General features: G+C 64.3%; 16 protein-coding genes and 1 riboswitch. Of the genes, 6 read left to right on the top strand and 10 right to left on the bottom strand.

What is annotated here, in order from left to right:
- From ACW9H9_RS03535 to ACW9H9_RS03520, 4 genes are all read right to left on the bottom strand, one after another.
- Positions 1-609, bottom strand: coding sequence for a YqiA/YcfP family alpha/beta fold hydrolase (locus ACW9H9_RS03535; RefSeq protein ID WP_457341628.1), 609 nt, complete (start codon positions 607-609; stop codon positions 1-3).
- A 72-nt stretch (positions 610-681) separates the two neighbouring features.
- On the bottom strand, positions 682-1,494 hold the full coding sequence (cpdA, locus tag ACW9H9_RS03530; RefSeq protein WP_457341627.1) for a 3',5'-cyclic-AMP phosphodiesterase: 813 nt from the start codon (positions 1,492-1,494) through the stop codon (positions 682-684).
- Between the two features lie 87 nt (positions 1,495-1,581).
- Positions 1,582-2,031 carry a DUF1249 domain-containing protein gene (locus tag ACW9H9_RS03525; RefSeq protein ID WP_457341626.1) on the bottom strand — a complete coding sequence of 150 codons (450 nt, stop codon included), beginning with the start codon at positions 2,029-2,031 and terminating at the stop codon, positions 1,582-1,584.
- On the bottom strand, positions 2,022-2,639 hold the full coding sequence (locus tag ACW9H9_RS03520; RefSeq protein ID WP_457341625.1) for an NUDIX domain-containing protein: 618 nt from the start codon (positions 2,637-2,639) through the stop codon (positions 2,022-2,024). The genes ACW9H9_RS03525 and ACW9H9_RS03520 overlap by 10 nt, the downstream gene beginning before the upstream one ends.
- Positions 2,640-2,835: 196 nt before the next feature.
- Between ACW9H9_RS03520 and ACW9H9_RS03515 the strand changes: the two genes are divergently transcribed.
- Positions 2,836-3,582, top strand: coding sequence for an RsiV family protein (locus ACW9H9_RS03515; protein WP_457341624.1), 747 nt, complete (start codon positions 2,836-2,838; stop codon positions 3,580-3,582).
- On the opposite strand, the gene cytX is transcribed toward ACW9H9_RS03515, so the two are convergent.
- Both cytX and thiC read right to left on the bottom strand, forming a co-directional pair.
- Positions 3,551-4,840 (bottom strand): putative hydroxymethylpyrimidine transporter CytX, encoded by a 1,290-nt coding sequence (gene cytX, locus ACW9H9_RS03510; RefSeq protein ID WP_457341623.1) that lies wholly within the window; start codon positions 4,838-4,840, stop codon positions 3,551-3,553. The genes ACW9H9_RS03515 and cytX overlap by 32 nt on opposite strands.
- A 123-nt stretch (positions 4,841-4,963) precedes the next feature.
- Positions 4,964-6,853, bottom strand: a complete 1,890-nt coding sequence (gene thiC, locus ACW9H9_RS03505) for a phosphomethylpyrimidine synthase ThiC (protein WP_457341622.1) — start codon at positions 6,851-6,853, stop codon at positions 4,964-4,966.
- Between the two features lie 149 nt (positions 6,854-7,002).
- Positions 7,003-7,108, bottom strand: a riboswitch (TPP riboswitch).
- A gap of 195 nt (positions 7,109-7,303) precedes the next feature.
- On the opposite strand from thiC, the gene ACW9H9_RS03500 reads away from it, so the two are divergent.
- Positions 7,304-8,740, top strand: a complete 1,437-nt coding sequence (locus tag ACW9H9_RS03500) for a TolC family outer membrane protein (RefSeq protein WP_457341621.1) — start codon at positions 7,304-7,306, stop codon at positions 8,738-8,740.
- Positions 8,741-8,765: 25 nt separating this feature from the next.
- Here ACW9H9_RS03500 and waaA read toward each other — a convergent pair whose 3' ends face one another.
- Positions 8,766-10,043: a lipid IV(A) 3-deoxy-D-manno-octulosonic acid transferase gene (gene waaA, locus ACW9H9_RS03495; protein WP_457341620.1), complete on the bottom strand. Its 1,278-nt coding sequence runs from the start codon at positions 10,041-10,043 to the stop codon at positions 8,766-8,768.
- 23 nt (positions 10,044-10,066) lie between these two features.
- Positions 10,067-10,957: a LysR family transcriptional regulator gene (locus tag ACW9H9_RS03490; protein ID WP_457341619.1), complete on the bottom strand. Its 891-nt coding sequence runs from the start codon at positions 10,955-10,957 to the stop codon at positions 10,067-10,069.
- A 102-nt stretch (positions 10,958-11,059) separates the two neighbouring features.
- On the opposite strand from ACW9H9_RS03490, the gene ACW9H9_RS03485 reads away from it, so the two are divergent.
- From ACW9H9_RS03485 to ACW9H9_RS03470, 4 genes are all read left to right on the top strand, one after another.
- Positions 11,060-11,395, top strand: coding sequence for a DMT family transporter (locus tag ACW9H9_RS03485; protein ID WP_457341618.1), 336 nt, complete (start codon positions 11,060-11,062; stop codon positions 11,393-11,395).
- Positions 11,396-11,517: 122 nt separating this feature from the next.
- Entirely contained in the window at positions 11,518-12,693 is a 1,176-nt protein-coding gene (locus ACW9H9_RS03480) for an NAD(P)/FAD-dependent oxidoreductase (protein ID WP_457341617.1), read from the top strand.
- Positions 12,690-13,502: an aldo/keto reductase gene (locus tag ACW9H9_RS03475; protein WP_457341616.1), complete on the top strand. Its 813-nt coding sequence runs from the start codon at positions 12,690-12,692 to the stop codon at positions 13,500-13,502. Before ACW9H9_RS03480 ends, ACW9H9_RS03475 begins: the two co-directional genes overlap by 4 nt.
- 41 nt (positions 13,503-13,543) lie before the next feature.
- On the top strand, positions 13,544-14,512 hold the full coding sequence (locus ACW9H9_RS03470; protein WP_457341615.1) for a metal ABC transporter ATPase: 969 nt from the start codon (positions 13,544-13,546) through the stop codon (positions 14,510-14,512).
- A 14-nt stretch (positions 14,513-14,526) separates the two neighbouring features.
- Here ACW9H9_RS03470 and ACW9H9_RS03465 read toward each other — a convergent pair whose 3' ends face one another.
- Positions 14,527-15,456, bottom strand: coding sequence for an NAD-dependent epimerase/dehydratase family protein (locus ACW9H9_RS03465; RefSeq protein ID WP_457341614.1), 930 nt, complete (start codon positions 15,454-15,456; stop codon positions 14,527-14,529).
- Between the two features lies 1 nt (position 15,457).
- A complete protein-coding gene (gene hldE, locus ACW9H9_RS03460; RefSeq protein WP_457341613.1) occupies positions 15,458-16,888 on the bottom strand; it encodes a bifunctional D-glycero-beta-D-manno-heptose-7-phosphate kinase/D-glycero-beta-D-manno-heptose 1-phosphate adenylyltransferase HldE in 1,431 nt (476 codons plus the stop codon).
- Positions 16,889-16,895 lie beyond the last annotated feature (7 nt).

Here is a 16,895-nt window from a genome sequence, read left to right as displayed (position 1 = left end):
TCAAAGTGCTGCGAAATCGAAGGATTGATACTGATCGGCGCCAATGCCGGCAAAACTCAACAGCGCCGGCAATTGCCGGGCGAAGCCTTGGTAACTGTGGTCGCCACCGGCCTGGATGCGCAAGGCACAGGCCCGGTAATACTGCTGGGCGAGGCGATAATCCAGTGTTTCGTCCCCGGTCTGCAACCACACCTGATACCGCCCGGCGTCCCGCGGCGCTGCCACCTCAAGCGCCGCCAGCGCCGTGACGTGGTCGTGAGTCAGCTCCCAGGTTTCGTCGGTGTAGTGGTTTTTCTGGGTGCCGAGGTAGCCGTCGAACATCGTGTGCGGGCTGACCGCCGGGTTGACCAACAGGGCCTTGAGGCCGTGGCGCTCGGCAAGATGGGTTGCATAGTAGCCGCCCAACGAGCTACCCACCAGCAGCGGGCGCCCCAGTTCGCCGATCGCCTGCTCCAGCTGGGCCATGGCCTGGCGCGGGTGATGATGCAGGGCCGGTACACGCAGGTGGTCGGCCAGGCCGAGGCTGCCCATCACAGTGATCAACTGGCTGGCCTTGGTGGAGGCCGGGGCGCTGTTGAAACCGTGGATGTAAAGGATGGAAGCGGGCATACCGAGCTCTCCGTGCACAGACAAAGAGGCGCAGTTTACAGGGAACTCAAGGGGTGTGAGTACCGGCGCGGGTCAGTAGCCGCTGGCGTCGTAATCCACCGTGAATTCGAAGTTTTCCAGGCGCTCGACGCCGGTGTCCAACCGTCCGTCGGCGTGCAGGCGCAGCCAGCGGTAACCGGGCGCTTCTTCGCTGACCTGGAAGTCTTCGCTGCCGGGGGCGAACTGGATGCAGGTGGACGGCGACGCCAACAGGCGCACGCCCTTGCGCTCGCGGTCGATCGGTTGATGCACATGGCCCCACAGCACCGCGCGCACCTGCGGGAAGCGGTCCAGCACGGCAAACAGCGCGTCGGGGTTGCGCAGGCCGATGGGCGCCATCCACGCGCATCCGATAGGCACCGGGTGGTGATGCAGGCACACCAGATGATGACGCTGGGGCGCCTCGCTCAAGGCTTGCGCCAGCAGTTGCAGCTGCTGATCCGCCAGATAACCCGGCACCGAGCCCGGCACGGCCGAGTCCAGCAGGGTGACGCGCCAGTTGCCCACGTCCACCACCGGCTCCAGCAATGCGCTGTGGACGGCGGCTTGCGCCATGACTTGAGGTTCGTCGTGATTACCCGGGATCCAGCGCGCTGGCGCCGGGATCTGCCCGCTCAGGTCGCGAAACACCTGGTAGGAGGCGAGCGTCCCATCCTGGGACAAGTCCCCCGTGGCCAGCACCAGGTCGATATCGGCCTGTTGAGCCCGCACCAGGTCGATGACTTTTTGCAGGCTGTCGCGCGTGTTCATGCCCAGCAGCCCGCCGTCCGCCTGGGCAAACAGGTGGCTGTCGGACAACTGCACCAGCAACGCGGTGTCAGGGTTCAAGGTGGATACGCTCGACAAGGCGGCCTCCCGGGGCATGGGCATATGCCGCGATTATGCTGGGGCAGGACACAAAGAGGAAACCCGTGAAGCAGACGAAGTTCACATCTAGCGAACCGCTTCAAACTCATGGCCAAGCGCCAGACAGTGGCTGAGCCATTCGCCGAGGAACACATTGAGCTGTGCTTTCTCATCCGGCTGGTGCATGAACACGTTGGGGTACGGGTAGATGCTGCGAAAGCGCCGCGCGTGTTCGGCGCTGATCACTTCGGCCATGCGTGCGTCGTGGTACACCTGCACTTCCAGCTGCGGCACCGGCAGCCAGGGCAGGCTGTGTTCCTGGCGCACGCGCAGGGTGGTGGTGTACGGGCAGTTCACCGCCACCTCCAGGGTGAGTACGCCGAGCATCTGGTCGCCATGGCTCACACCGATGCGCCGCGCCTCAAGGCTGTGGCGCATGTCGGGCAACAGGCGCATCAGCCGTGCATAGTTGGCCTCGCAGGCGGCTTGCAGCCCCACCAGGTCAACCCGATATCGTTCCCGTGCCTTTACTGCCATAACCCCCTCACTTCTGCGCGATTAAGCGCCAGCCATTGCAGGGCGATGATGCTGGCTGCATTGGAAATTTTACCGTCGCGCACCGCTTGCAGGGCGTCTTCAAAGGCCCAGGCGGTGACGCGGATGTCTTCGGCTTCTTCTTCCAATCCATGGACGCCACCGGCGCCGGAGCTGTCGCAACGCCCCAGGTACAAGTGGACAAACTCGGTACTGCCCCCCGGCGACGGGAAATATTGAGTGATGGGCCAGAGCGCGGAGAACGTCAGGCCAGCTTCCTCTTCGCCTTCGCGGTGTGCAACTTCCTCCGGTTGCTCATCCTTGTCAATCAGCCCGGCGACCATCTCCACCAGCCACGGGTTGTCGGTACGGCCCAGGGCGCCGACGCGAAACTGTTCGATCAGCACCACTTCATCGCGCTGCGGGTCGTAGGGCAGCACGCACACCGCGTCGTGTCGCACGAAGACTTCGCGGTTCAGCTCGCGGCTCATGCCGCCCTCAAACAGCTCATGGCGCAGCGTCAGCCGGTCGAGCTTGTAAAAACCCTTGTAGGCGTTGTCGCGCTGAACGATCTCGACCTTGGCCGGCTTCGATTTTGCGGTGTCCGTCATATCAACCTCGTTTAGTGCGGGACTCGACATCGCGCCATCCTAACGCGCCGACGCGCTACGATGCAGCCCCTTTCCGGTTGCCGGTCGGGACGGCGCAGGTCAAACTCCCCTCCATCAGCTTAGTGGCGAACTGACTGCTGCGTCGGTAGTCCAAGCGGCACACTCTTCGCTTTCTCTCGATTCATGAAGGACGCACATGTCGTTTTTGAAAATCGCCTCCGTGGCCTGTATCGCCCTGACCCTCGGCGCCTGCCAGAGCCTGTTCCAGCCCAGCGCCCAGAAACCCCTGGACACCACCGCCGACGCCTCCGAACAGATCAAACCCGGCTGCACCAGCCCCGACTGCCCGCTGGTGAACATCGACACCGTGCACTTCCCGAGCGAGCCGCAGTTGGACCAGCTCATCGAACAGCGCCTGCTGCAGATGGCCCGCACCTCGCCCGGCCAGAGCATGCCGAGCACCCTAAGCGCCTACCGCGAACAGTTTTTGCGCGAGTCACCCGACCGCCACAGCCTGTACCTGCAAGCCAAGGTACGCGAGCAACATGACGCGCTGGTGATCATCGAAGTGTCGAGCTACCTGGACACCGGCGGCGCCCATGGCGACCCGGGCCGGGGTTTCATCAATTATTCGCGCCTGCTGCACAAGGAGCTGAGCCTGGCCGACATGCTGCGGCCCGGCCAGGAGGACGCGTTCTGGAAAACCGCGAAAGTGGCCCACAACAACTGGCTGATCAACTCGCAGATGGACCGCGACCCTGCGTTCGTGAAGAACTGGCCGTTCCAGAAAACCCCCAACGTAGCCCTGACCACCAACGGCGTGGTGCTCAAGTACAACGTGACCACCATCGCGCCGTATGCACTGGGGCTGATCGAAATGACCATCCCCTATGCCCGCCTCACCGGCGTGATCAAGCCTGAGCTGGTGCCTGCGACCCGCTGAAGGCCCGCCCGAGAAGCCAGTGCATCACCCCTGCCAGCACCAGCGCAGGCAGGGTCGCGCCGACGTCCGGGTAGGCGTTGGCCAACAGGTGGTAGGTGCTGATGCCGCCGAGCCAGGCCAGCAGCGCCGGCCAGTGCAAGGCCTTGACCGCCACTGGGGCGCGGCGGCGCAAGATGAAGTGGTCCACCAGCACCACGCCAAACAGCGGCGCGAACACCGAGCCGATCAACAGCAAGAAGTTCTGGTATTGGGCCAACGGTGCAAGGCACGCGATCAGCGTGCACAGCACACCAATCGCCAATGCCAGGTGCTCAACGTTCAGGCGCGACAGCACCGCGCTGGACACGGCTGCCGAGTGAATATCGGCAAAGGCGTTTTCTGACTCGTCCAGCAGAATCAGCAACAGCGGGATCCCAAGGCCGGCACCGGCCAACGCCAACAGCAGCGCATTCACTTCCCCGCTCGGCGCGAACGCCAGCGTGTAGGCCACCCCCAGGCTCATCAGCCAGATATTGCCGATAAAAAAGCCTAGCGCGGTGCCGCCAAACACACTCCTGGCACGCTTGCCAAAGCGTGAGTAGTCGGCGATCAGCGGCAACCAGGACAGCGGCATCGCGATCGCAATATCAAAACCTGCGGCAAACGGCATAGATCCGTCACCGGCCTGCGTCCACAGGGCGGCCAGGTCGGCCTTGGCGAACAGGTTCCAGGTGAGCCACAGGCACGCGGCCAGCAGCAGCCAGATGCCCCATTTGCGCAAAACCTTACGCACAAAGGTCAGCGGGCCACTCACCGCCAGCAGGGTGGCAAGTGCGCCAAAAACCAAGGTCCAGAGCAGCGGGTTGGCCAACAGGCTGCCCTCGCTGAAGGCCCGCGTGCCCAACAGGCTCGCGGCGTCGCGCATCACAATCAGCTCAAACGAGCCCCAGCCAGCCAGTTGCAACAGGTTGAGCAGCGCCGGCAGGCTGGCGCCTTTTGCGCCCAGGCTGAGTTTGAGGGCGGCCATGGCGGACAGGCCGGTGTCACTACCGATCACGCCCACAGCGGCCAATAACAGCACGCCGACCAGCGTGCCGAGGAAAATAGCCAGCAACGACCCCGACAGGCCCAGGCCCGGCGCCAGGAGCGCACCGGTTTGCAGCACCATCAGGCCAATGCCCAGGGAGAACCATAGGGAAAAGAGGTCACGGGCGCCAAAGACGCGCTTGTCGCCGGGCACGGCCGTGTCGGGGGAATAGGTGCTGGGTTGATTGTTCAAGGAGGGTTATCTCGCAGGGATAGGTGTTGGTTGCCAGAGCGCTACGCGGGCAAGCCCGCCCCCCCTTGTTGCGGTGTGAACCGCGTCAAAAAAGAGGGGGCCGGGCGTGCCCGCGAGGGCGGATCAGACTTTTTTGTACAGCTGGCTGCCTTCCTGCTTGAACCGCTGCGCCTGCTCGGCCAAGCCCTGCGCCACGTCGATGTCCACTGCCTCGATGCGCTGGTTCGCTGCGTATTCGCGCACTTCCTGGGTGATCTTCATCGAGCAGAACTTGGGCCCGCACATCGAGCAAAAATGCGCGACCTTGGCCGAATCCTTGGGCAGCGTTTCATCGTGGTACGAACGCGCGGTGTCCGGGTCCAGGCCCAGGTTGAACTGGTCTTCCCAGCGGAACTCGAAGCGCGCCTTGCTCAATGCGTTGTCGCGGATCTGCGCCCCCGGGTGCCCCTTGGCCAGGTCCGCCGCATGGGCGGCGATCTTGTAGGTGATGATCCCGGTCTTCACGTCATCCTTGTTGGGCAAGCCCAGGTGTTCCTTGGGCGTGACGTAGCAGAGCATGGCGCAGCCGAACCAGCCGATCATCGCCGCACCGATGCCGGAGGTGATGTGGTCGTAGCCCGGCGCGATGTCGGTGGTCAACGGGCCCAGGGTGTAGAACGGCGCCTCGTCGCAGCATTCGAGCTGCTTGTCCATGTTCTCTTTGATCAACTGCATGGGCACGTGGCCCGGGCCTTCGATCATGGTTTGCACGTCGTGCTTCCAGGCGGTCTTGGTCAGCTCGCCGAGGGTTTCCAGCTCGCCGAACTGCGCGGCGTCGTTGGCGTCGGCAATCGAGCCCGGGCGCAGGCCGTCGCCGAGGGAGAAGCTGACGTCGTAGGCCTTCATGATTTCGCAGATTTCGTCGAAATGCGTGTAGGTGAAGTTCTCTTTGTGGTGCGCCAGGCACCACTTGGCCATGATCGAACCGCCACGGGACACGATGCCGGTGACGCGCTTGGCGGTCAGCGGCACGTAGCGCAGCAACACGCCCGCGTGGATGGTGAAGTAGTCGACGCCCTGCTCGGCCTGTTCGATCAGCGTGTCGCGAAACAGCTCCCAGGTCAGGTCTTCGGCGGCGCCGCCGACTTTTTCCAGGGCCTGGTAGATCGGCACGGTGCCGATCGGTACGGGCGAGTTGCGGATGATCCACTCGCGGGTTTCATGGATGTGCTTGCCGGTGGACAAGTCCATCACGGTGTCCGAGCCCCAACGGATGCCCCAGGTCAGTTTCGCCACTTCTTCTTCAATGGACGAACCCAGGGCACTGTTGCCGATGTTGCCGTTGATCTTCACCAGGAAGTTACGGCCAATGATCATCGGCTCCAGTTCGGTGTGGTTGATGTTGGCCGGGATGATCGCGCGGCCACGGGCGATTTCTTCGCGCACAAACTCGGGCGTGATGATTTTCGGCACGCTGGCGCCAAAGCTGTGACCGGCGTGTTGCTGGGTCAAAAGACCGGCATCGCGGGCTTCTTCCAGCTTCATGTTTTCGCGGATGGCCACGTATTCCATCTCGGCAGTGATGATGCCTTTGCGCGCGTAGTGCATCTGCGTGACATTGGCCCCGGCCTTGGCGCGGCGCGGGTTTTTCACGTGGGCAAACCGCAGGGCGGTGAGCTCGGCGTCGCTCAGGCGCTGCTGGCCGAAGTGCGAGCTCAGGCCCGCCAGGCGCTCGGTGTCGGCGCGGGACTCGATCCACGGCGAGCGCACGTCGGCCAGGCCTTGGCGCACGTCGATGATCACGTTGGGGTCGGTGTAGGGGCCGGAGGTGTCGTACACCGTGACCGGGGCATTGATTTCACCGCCGAAGTCGGTGGGGGTCACGTCCAGGCTGATCTCGCGCATCGGCACGCGAATGTCCGGCCGGGTGCCTTGTACGTAGACTTTCTGCGAACGGGTAAACGGCTGGACCGACTGCTCGTCGACCTTGGCCGACTCACTCAAATGCACGGTGTTTTTTAGTTTTGTACTCATCACGGGCTCTCCAACTCTCCAGGCGGTGGATGTTTGTCGGAGCGAACCTGTGACGGACGGACGCACTGAAACCAGTGCTGTGCTTGCTGCACGAGGGCTGTTCGATACACGAACAACGATCCCGGACGAAGCACAAGAGGACTCGCCGGGTGACGAGAAATCTTGTTCCCTACGCAGGCGCTAACCTGATCAGGTTCAACGGGATCCGGCATCAACCGATCTCAGCCTCGTAGCAAGGCACCCCGACAAGAACGCGGCCAGTCTAGACCAACCGACCGGCCAATTGCCAATGACGATGCAGTTGGCAGGATGAATGGCGTCATCACAGGATTGTTGCACCTTGATGGGGCCACTACACTCGACGACTGCCCGGGCGCTTGACGCACCGCCTGACTCGTCATAGCCTTGGGCGCAAAATTACAGCCATAATATTTTAATAGGGATCGCCTCATGCTGCGCAAACTCTCACTGGCGCTTGCCGTGTCTTGTGCGACCAACGGACTGGCCTGGGCAGCAGAAGCGCCCTTATCGACCAAAACCGACCTGGTCAGCGTCTACCAGGAAGCGGTCGACAACAACGCCGACCTGGCCGCCGCCCGCGCCCAATACGGCGCGCAAAAGGAAGTGGTGCCCCAGGCCCGCGCAGGCCTGTTGCCTAACCTCTCGGCCGGGGCCGATACCAACAACGTGCGCACACAGATCGCTCAACCGGCCGCCACGGCCAACCGCGACGCCCACTCCTGGCGGGCCACCTTGAGCCAGCCGCTGTTTCGCGCCGACCGCTGGTTCCACTTGCAAGCCGCCGAAGCGGTCAACGAACAAGCCGCGCTGCAGCTCTCGGCCACCGAGCAGAACCTGATCTTGCAAAGCGCCGAAAACTACTTCGCCGTGCTGCGCGCCCAAGACAACCTGGCCTCGACCAAGGCCGAAGAAGCGGCGTTCAAGCGCCAACTGGACCAGTCCAACGAGCGCTTTGACGTGGGCCTGTCGGACAAGACCGACGTGCTGCAATCCCAGGCCAGCTACGACACTGCCCGCGCCAACCGGATCGTGGCCCAGCGCCAGGTCGAGGACGCGTTTGAAGCGTTGATCACCCTGACCAACCGCCAATACAACTCGATCCAGGGCATCGTCCACACCCTGCCGGTGCTGGCCCCGCTGCCCAACGATGCCAAGGCCTGGGTGGAAACTGCCGGGCGTCAGAACCTGAACCTTTTGGCCAGCAACTACGCGGTGACCGCTGCCGAAGAAACCCTGAAACAACGCAAGGCCGGCCACGCACCGACCCTGGACGCGGTAGCGCAATACGAAAGAGGTGACAACGACGCGCTGGGCTTCAGCAACCCGAACGCGTTTGGCACGCCGTACCGGGGCGATGTGGAACAACGCACCATCGGCCTGCGCCTGAACATCCCGATCTACAGCGGCGGCCTCACCAGCTCGCAGGTGCGCGAGTCCTATTCACGCCTCGACCAAACCGAACAACAACGTGAAGGCCTGCGCCGCCAGGTCGTGGAAAACACCCGCAACCTGTACCGTGCGGTCAACACCGACGTGGAGCAGGTACAGGCCCGCCGCCAGTCGATCATCTCGAACCAGAGCGCGGTGGACGCCACGGAAATCGGCTATCAGGTGGGCACGCGCAACATCGTCGATGTGCTGGACGCCCAGCGCCAGCTGTATTCGTCGGTGCGCAACTACAACAACAGCCGGTACGACTACATCCTCGACAACCTGCGGTTGAAGCAGGCAGCGGGAACGCTGAACCCGGGAGACTTGCAGGCCCTGACGCAGTATTTGAAGGCCGACTACAACCCGGACAAAGACTTCTTGCCGCCGGACCTGGCCAAGGCCGCAGCGGACCAGCTCAAGGCCCGCCCGCAATAACCTGGCGTTTGCGGGCGCTGGCCAGTCAGCGGTTGATCAGCCGGCCCAGGCCGTCCAGCAACCGCTGCAACGCGCCCTGATTGGCCCGCATCACCGACAGCCCCGCTTCACCCATCTTTTGCGCGTCGCGCGGCAACTCGAACAGCCGCTGCACGGCCACCGCCAACCCTTGGGCGTCGTCGACTTCTTGCAACGCCTTGGCCTCGCGCATCATCGCGCTGATTTCCAGGAAGTTGAACACGTGCGGCCCGGTGATCACAGGCTTGGCCAGCGCCGCCGGTTCCAGCGGGTTGTGCCCGCCGGTCGGCACCAGGCTGCCGCCGACAAACGCGCTGTCGGCCAGCGCATACAAAAACAGCAGCTCGCCCATGGTGTCACCCAGCAACACCGACGTTTGCGCGGTGACAGGCTCGCTGCTGGAACGGCGCACCGTGGCAAAACCCTGCTGCTGGCACAGATCGAACATGGGGCCGAAGCGTTCTTGATGACGGGGCACCAGAATCAGCAGCGCATTGGGGTAACTGGCGAGCAATTGACGATGGGCGGCAAGCACCACTTCGTCCTCACCTTCGTGGGTACTGGCGGCGATCCACACGGGGCGCTCACTGGCGTGCCACTGCTGGCGCAGGGCTGACGCACGCGCCAGCAGCTGTGGGTCGACGGTCAAGTCGAACTTGATCGAGCCGGTGACCTGCACGGTTTCAGGCCGCGCGCCCAGGCTGCGAAAACGCTCGGCCTCGGTTTCGGTCTGTACGGCAAACAGGCTCATCTGCGCCAGCATGGGCGCGGTCAGCTTGGCAAACCGGGCGTACCCCTTGGCCGAGCGGGCCGACAACCGGGCGTTGGCCAAGGCCACCGGAATGCCACGCTGGGCGCAGGCGTGAATATGGTTGGGCCACAGCTCGGTTTCCATGATCACCGCCAGCTTGGGCTGGACACGGTCCAGAAAACGCCGCGCCGCGCAGGGCAAATCGTACGGCAGGTAGCAGTGCTGGATACGCGGCTCACCGGCGAACAGTGCCTGGATACGCTCGGAACCGGTGGGGGTCATGCACGTGACCGTGATCGGCAGCGCCGGATACCGCGCCAGCAAGCCGCGAATCATCGGCGCGGCGGCGATGCTTTCGCCCACCGACACCGCATGCACCCAGATACCACCGGGTTGCATCGCGGGCAGGTTCAAGGAAAACCGCTCGCCGATGCGCTGGGCATACGCCGGCGCCTTGCGCGCGCGCAGCCACAGACGTAAAGCCACCAACGGCAGCGCCAGGTAAAACAGACAGCTGTAGAGAGTTCTATTCATGGCGACGGAGTTTATCGGCTTTTTCAGTCGATCGCCTGCAAGCACTCCGCAAAACGTTCGGCCAAAAACCGCGCCGCCGGGCCCAGCGGTTCGTCGCGCCGCCAGACCATCTCCACCACCAGCGCGGGCGGCGTCCATTCGCTGTCCAGTTCCACCATGTGGCTCTGGTAGGTCGGGTACTGCACCACATGCCGGGGCAACCAGGCCCAGCCCAGGCCTCGCGCCAGCCATTCGGCGAGCACGTAAAAGCTGTCGGCACGCCACACCTGCGGGCTGGCGGCTTCGCTGCCGGGGTAGACGCTGGTCTGGGTGGACATGAGCAACTGACGAAACTGCGCCAGGCGCTGGCAATCCACATAACCCTCCTTGGCCAGTGGGTGCGTGACGCCGCACACGGTGACCATTTCCACACGGCCCACCACCCGCCGCTCCAAGGCCTCGGGGATCTGGTCGTGGTAGAACAACAGCCCGAGGTCGGCTTTGCGCTCCACCAGTTTGCGTGCGACATCGCCTTGGGCAACGCTGGAAAGCTGCACCTCCAGGTTGGGAAATTTCCCGGCCAGGGCCTCAAGGCTGTCGAGTACCGGCTGGTAGAGCATGGCTTCATCCTGGGCCAGGCGCAGGCTGGCTTCTTCGCCACGCATCAACGACAGCGCCCGGCCACTGAGGCGCTCGCACTGGCGCACGACTTCCTTCGCTTCTTCCAGCAAGACCGCACCGGCCTCGGTCAGGCGGGGCTGGCGGCCGCTGCTGCGGTCAAACAGGCTCACACCCAGGTCAGCCTCAAGCATGGCGATGCCGTTGCTCACCGCCGACTGCGCCTTGCGCTGATCGCGGGCCACCGCCGAAAACGAGCGATGCTCGGCAACGCGGACAAACAGGCGTAGCTGCTCCAGATTCCATTGCACGCTCATGGCTCAACCCATCTCAAATACGGATAGGTAATGACTTTACCCTATCTGGATGCCCGCTAGAATACCGACCTCATCCAGTACGTCACACCAAGGATTGCCCCCATGAACGCCGCCTACCTCTACCTGGCCATTGCCATTTGCTCGGAAGTGATCGCCACCGTCTCGCTCAAAGCGGTCAAGGGCCTGAGCACGCCGTTCCCACTGTTGCTGGTGGTGGTCGGCTACGGCGTAGGCTTCTGGATGCTGACGCTGGTGGTGCGTACGGTGCCGGTGGGCGTGGCGTATGCAGTGTGGGCCGGGCTGGGGATCGTGCTGGTCAGCATCGCCGCGTTGTTTATCTATGGGCAGAAACTCGATATCCCGGCCGTGCTGGGCATGGCCCTGATCGTATTGGGCGTGGCGGTGATACAGCTGTTCTCCAAAACGGCGGGGCACTGAGCCGGGGGCGAATCGGCCGTTAAGAGGGCTCAGCCTGCGACTTGAGGTTTTACGCTGCGAATTCAAACGGGCCCCTGCGCGCTATACTACCGGCCCTTTTCCAGCGTCGAGGTCCCGTGCGCATGCCATCCGTTATTTCCACCGACGTCCTGATTGTCGGCGCCGGGGTTGCTGGCCTCTGGCTCAATGCGCGCTTGCGTGCGCGGGGGTTTTCCACGGTGCTGGTGGAAAGCGCCACTTTGGGCGGCGGGCAGAGCGTGAAGTCTCAGGGGATCATTCACGGCGGTGCGAAATACGCCCTGCACGGCGCGCTGACCGGCGCGTCCGAAGCCATCGCCGACATGCCTCGGCGCTGGCGCGATGCCCTGGCGGGCAACGGCGAGCTGGACCTGTCCGGCGTGCGCCTGTTGTCCGAGGCGCATTACCTGTGGTCGCCGGGCACCCTGGCGGGCAACCTCACCAGTTTTTTTGCGAGCAAGGCGGTGCGCGGCCGGGTTGACCAGGTCAAGGGCGACGAACTGCCGCCAGCCCTGCAAGACCGCCGCTTCAAGGGCAAGGTGTACCGCCTGGCCGAGTTGGTGATCGATATTCCCAGCCTGATCGACCGCCTGGCACAGCTGGCCGGTGACGGCCTGCTCGCCGGGCAACACATCGAACCGCTGCGCGAAGACGGCGCGCTGGTCGGCCTGAAGGTCGATGGCCGCGAGATCCGCGCCCAGCGCATCGTGTTGAGCGCAGGCGGCGGCACCGCCGAGCTGTTGAAGGCCCTGGGCTTGAGCCAGCCGGCCATGCAGACCCGGCCGCTGCACATGATCATCGCCAAGGGCCCGGGCCTCAAACCGCTGTACGCCCACTGCCTGGGCGGCGGCACCAAGCCGCGCATCACCGTCACCACCCACCCGGCCGCCGACGGCAATTGGGTGTGGTACATGGGCGGCGACATCGCCGAAGCCGAAGGCGTGGCCCGCACGCCGGAGCAGCAGATCGCCACGGCACAAAAAGAAATCAGCCAGTTGCTGCCCTGGATCGACATGCACCAGACACGCTGGGCCACCCTGCGCGTGGACCGTGCCGAGCCGCTGCAATCGGGCCTCACCCGGCCAGACAACGCCTTTTTGGCCGAGCAGGACCGCCTGCTGGTGGGCTGGCCGACCAAACTGGCGCTGGCGCCAGACTTTTCCGACCGCGTAATCCACGCGCTGGAGCGTGACGGCATCCAGCCTGGCGCCGCCGACGCCCTGCCTGAGCTGCCCAAACCGGCCTTGGGCCAACCTGCCTGGGAGCAACTGTTGCCATGAGCCTGCCGACCCTGCACGACCTGCACCGCCCACTGGGCAGCACCGGCCTGCTGGTGTCGCCCCTGGGCCTTGGCACGGTCAAACTGGGCCGCGACCAGGGCGTGAAATACCCCAGCGGTTTTCAGATCCCCGGTGACGACGACGCCCGCCTGCTGCTGCGTCAGGCACGCGAATTGGGGATCAACCTGATCGACACAGCCCCCGCCTACGGGCGCAGCGAGGAACGCCTGGGCCCGTTGCTGCGCGGCCAGCGCAAGGACTGGGTGATTGTGAGCAAGGTCGGCGAAGAGTTCGAAGGCGGCGTGTCCCGTCACGATTTCAGCGCGGCCCACACCCGCCAGTCGGTGGAACGCAGCCTGCAACGCCTGGAAACCGATTTTATCGACCTGGTGCTGGTGCACTCCGACGGCAACGACCTGCACATCCTCAACGACTGCGAGGTGTACCAGACCCTGGCGGACCTCAAGCGCGAAGGCAAGCTGCGCGGTTTCGGGTTTTCCGGCAAGACCGTCGAAGGCGGTGTGAAGGCTCTGGAACAAGGCGATTGCGCGATGGTCACCTACAATCTGAACGAACAGAACGAGCAGGCCGTGATTGATTACGCCGCAGCCCACGGCAAAGGCATCCTGGTCAAAAAGGCGCTTGCCAGCGGGCACGTCTGCCTTGAGCCAGGAATGGATCCAATTCACGCCAGTTTCACGTTGTTGTTTGCGCAAACGGGAGTGGCCAGTGCTATTGTCGGGACCATCAACCCGCTGCACCTGGCCCATAACGTGGCCACCGCTGCCAAGGTCATTCGTCAACTCTGATGCCGCCCACGCGGCCGACCCCGACGCAAGAAGGAGCCGACATGCCGCGCACGCTGATAAGAAAAAACCCCAGCAACTTTAAAACACTGCCGCTCCACGTCGAAGCCACCCCCGAAGGCCTGAGCTATCAGAGCGTCGGCATGCCGCTCAATTTCGCCCAGACCCTGCAACGGCGCAAACCGGTGGAGGTGGCGGACGCCGAGCGCTTCGTGCTCGAACTGGCCAACCTGGGCGTGTCGGTACGCCTCACGCTGCACTGGCAGAACCGCGACTATTGGGTGCTGGTGCGTCAACGCCGCCAGGACCGGGGCGACGTGGTGCTCAAGCTGATCTCCGGCTACGTCCCGGCCCACGAACTGAACCTGCCGCTGCACACCGCCATCCAGGAAATCGCCGAGGAATGCCTGCTGGAAACCCCGGAAGGCTGGCTGGGCGGGCGCTTCAACGACACCTGGCTACCGGCGCCCTACTCCGCCGCCCTGCACTACCGCGAGGCGCTGCCGTTTCGCTTGTCGCCGCTGTCCGGCGCGGCCCGCCCGGTGCGCTGCGCCACCATGCAGTTGATCGAGCGGCCACGGGCCTATGTGCACCTGCCCACCGCGTCGCTGCAGCTGATTTATGACTTGCGCCTGGAAGTGCCCAAGGAAGCCAAGTCCCTGAGCCTGTTTCATGTGGATGAACGCCTGGAAGGCGACGAACTGGTGGCCCGCCTGGACCGTCAGCGGCCAGACCTGTACCTGATGCCGCTCAAGGACGGCCAGCCGTGCCCCGAGCTGTACACGGTGAAAAAAGACCAGTTGATCCCGGCCAGTACCCGGGGCCTGTACCTGGCGGAAAGCTTCGCGCAGCAGGAAGGCTGGCTGGTACGCGACGAGCGGATTCGCTGGAAGGACTGGCTGCGTCAGCAGGGCCTGAGCGAACCCGAGAAAGAATCCAAGTTCAAACGCCTGACCGGCAAGGCGCGGCAGATCCTGCGCAAGATCGTGCCCAAGAAAAAAGCGAGCCGTTGACGGCTCGCCTTCATTCACCCCTTGATCAGCCGCGCCAGGCCCACTTCCAGCGGCGTCGGCTCTGGCAGCGTGAAGCTGGCCAGCAGCCGCTGGTTATTGGCCCGCGAGTGACGAATGTCCCCCGAACGCGCTGGCCCGTAGGTGACGGCGGGCAGCTCGCCCACCACGTCGGCCAACGCCTGCAGCACGTGCTTGAGCGTGGTGGTGCGGTTCCAGCCGACGTTGATCGCACCTGACGGCGCCTGTGGCGCTTCGATGGCCTGCACCAGCACGTCCACCAGGTCTTGCACATACATGAAATCGCGGGTTTGCTCGCCGTCGCCAAACACGCTGATGGGCAGGCCTTTTTGCACGCGCTCGCTGAAGATGCTGATCACCCCGGAATAGGGCGAGGACGGGTCCTGGCGCGGCCCGAAGATGTTGAAGAAGCGGAAGATCACCGGCTCCAGACCATGCTGGCGGCGGTAGAAATCAAAGTATTGCTCCCCCGCCAGCTTGTCCGATGCATAAGGCGTGAGCGGCTGCTTGGAGGTCTGCTCGTCGATAGAGTCGCCCTCGCCGTTGTTGCCGTACACCGCCGCACTGGAGGCAAATACCACCCGCTTGACCCCGGCCTGACGCGTGGCCTCGCACACGTTCAGGGTGCCGATGAAGTTGCTCTGGTGCGTGCTCACCGGGTCATCCACCGACGCCTGCACCGAGGCCACCGCCGCCAGGTGCACGACCGCGCTGGCACCCACCGCTGCGCGGGCCACCAGTGCCGCGTCGGCCACATCGCCTTCGATCAGCGCCAGCCGTGGGTTGCCCATCGGCAGGTTGCTGCGCTTGCCGGTGGACAGGTCATCCAGCACCCGCACCGCATAGCCCTTGGCGAGCAACGCATCCACCAGGTGCGAGCCGATAAAGCCCGCGCCGCCGGTGATCAGAACGACAGAATCAGCCATGTCAGCTCGCTTCATTGCTGCGGATTTTTTCGACGATCGCCGTGGTCGAGCTGTTTTCTACCAGCCCCAGCACTTTGACGGTGCCACCGTAGCCCTTGACGATATCGGCGCCGACCACCTGGTCGACGGAGTAGTCGCCGCCCTTGACCAGCACGTCCGGCTTGACCTGCGCCAGCAGGTTTTCCGGGGTGCCCTCGGAGAAACTGATCACCCAGTCCACCGCGCCCAAACCGGCCAGCACCGCCATGCGGCGGTCGACGCTGTTGATCGGCCGGCCCGGCCCCTTGAGGCGGCTGACCGAGGCATCGTCGTTGACCGCGACAATCAGGCGATCGCCCTGGGCCCGCGCCTGCTCCAGGTACGTCACGTGACCGGCGTGCAGGATGTCGAAGCAGCCGTTGGTGAACACAATGCTTTCGTTGTGGGCGCGCGCGTCGTCGATCGCCAGCAACAGTTGCTCGATACCCAAGACGCCGCGCTCCGACCCTTCGGAGCGCTGGATGGCCCGGCGCAGTTCCGGGGCGCTGATGGCCGCCGTGCCCAGCTTGCCGACCACAATGCCCGCCGCCAGGTTGGCCAGGGCCACGGCGTGGGGCAGCTCTTCGCCAGCCGCGATGGCTGCGGCCAGGGTGGAGATCACGGTGTCACCGGCGCCGGTCACATCAAAGACTTCACGGGCACGTGCCGGCAGGTGCATGGCCGGGTGCCCCGGACGCAGCAGGGTCATGCCGTGCTCGCCACGGGTCACCAGCAGGGCGCCCAGGTCGAGGTCGGCCATGAGCGTGGCGCCCTTGGTCACCAGCTCGTGCTCGTCGGCGCAGCCGCCGACAATGGCTTCGAACTCGCTGAGGTTGGGCGTGATCAGGCTGGCGCCCCGATAAATCGAGAAGTCCTTGCCCTTGGGATCGGCCAACACGGGAATGCCGCGGGCCTTGGCGGCCTGGATCAGCATCTGGTGATTCTTCAGCGCGCCTTTGCCGTAGTCGGACAGCACCAGCACCTTGATGCCGTCGAGCAGGGCGTCCACCTGGCCGCTGAGGGCCAGCGCGTCGGTGGCGAAGGGTTCTTCAAAGTCGATACGCAGCAACTGCTGGTGACGGCTCATGACCCGCAGCTTGACGATGGTCGGCTGATGGGCAATGCGCTGGAACAGCGCCCGCACCCCCGCGCCACGCAGGCTGTTGGCCAGGCTGTCGGCGGCTTCATCGTCTCCGGTCACCCCGACCAGAGAGGCCGGCGCGCCGAGGGCGGCAATATTGAGGGCAACGTTGGCAGCGCCGCCTGGGCGGTCTTCGATTTGCTCGACCTTGACGACCGGCACCGGTGCCTCAGGGGAAATCCGTGAGGTACCGCCATGCCAGTAGCGGTCGAGCATGACATCGCCGACCACCAAGACAGGGGCTTGATCGAATCGCGGCATGGACAACTTCATGGAGCAA

The sequence above is a fragment of the Pseudomonas sp. SDO5215_S409 genome (genome assembly GCF_054071325.1).
Note: the sequence above shows the minus strand (reverse complement) of the source record. Positions and strands in the feature narration are given on the sequence as shown.

What these genes read in the sequence shown, in the direction of transcription:
- ACW9H9_RS03485 (WP_457341618.1), top strand. Translation starts at nt 11,060, where the DNA reads ATGAACGCCGCCTACCTCTACCTGGCCATTGCCATTTGCTCGGAAGTG.
- ACW9H9_RS03500 (WP_457341621.1), top strand. Translation starts at nt 7,304, where the DNA reads ATGCTGCGCAAACTCTCACTGGCGCTTGCCGTGTCTTGTGCGACCAAC.
- ACW9H9_RS03525 (WP_457341626.1), bottom strand. Translation starts at nt 2,031, where the DNA reads ATGGCAGTAAAGGCACGGGAACGATATCGGGTTGACCTGGTGGGGCTG.
- thiC (WP_457341622.1), bottom strand. Translation starts at nt 6,853, where the DNA reads ATGAGTACAAAACTAAAAAACACCGTGCATTTGAGTGAGTCGGCCAAG.
- ACW9H9_RS03520 (WP_457341625.1), bottom strand. Translation starts at nt 2,639, where the DNA reads ATGACGGACACCGCAAAATCGAAGCCGGCCAAGGTCGAGATCGTTCAG.
- ACW9H9_RS03475 (WP_457341616.1), top strand. Translation starts at nt 12,690, where the DNA reads ATGAGCCTGCCGACCCTGCACGACCTGCACCGCCCACTGGGCAGCACC.
- ACW9H9_RS03515 (WP_457341624.1), top strand. Translation starts at nt 2,836, where the DNA reads ATGTCGTTTTTGAAAATCGCCTCCGTGGCCTGTATCGCCCTGACCCTC.
- hldE (WP_457341613.1), bottom strand. Translation starts at nt 16,888, where the DNA reads ATGAAGTTGTCCATGCCGCGATTCGATCAAGCCCCTGTCTTGGTGGTC.
- waaA (WP_457341620.1), bottom strand. Translation starts at nt 10,043, where the DNA reads ATGAATAGAACTCTCTACAGCTGTCTGTTTTACCTGGCGCTGCCGTTG.
- ACW9H9_RS03480 (WP_457341617.1), top strand. Translation starts at nt 11,518, where the DNA reads ATGCCATCCGTTATTTCCACCGACGTCCTGATTGTCGGCGCCGGGGTT.
- ACW9H9_RS03535 (WP_457341628.1), bottom strand. Translation starts at nt 609, where the DNA reads ATGCCCGCTTCCATCCTTTACATCCACGGTTTCAACAGCGCCCCGGCC.
- ACW9H9_RS03465 (WP_457341614.1), bottom strand. Translation starts at nt 15,456, where the DNA reads ATGGCTGATTCTGTCGTTCTGATCACCGGCGGCGCGGGCTTTATCGGC.
- ACW9H9_RS03490 (WP_457341619.1), bottom strand. Translation starts at nt 10,957, where the DNA reads ATGAGCGTGCAATGGAATCTGGAGCAGCTACGCCTGTTTGTCCGCGTT.
- ACW9H9_RS03470 (WP_457341615.1), top strand. Translation starts at nt 13,544, where the DNA reads ATGCCGCGCACGCTGATAAGAAAAAACCCCAGCAACTTTAAAACACTG.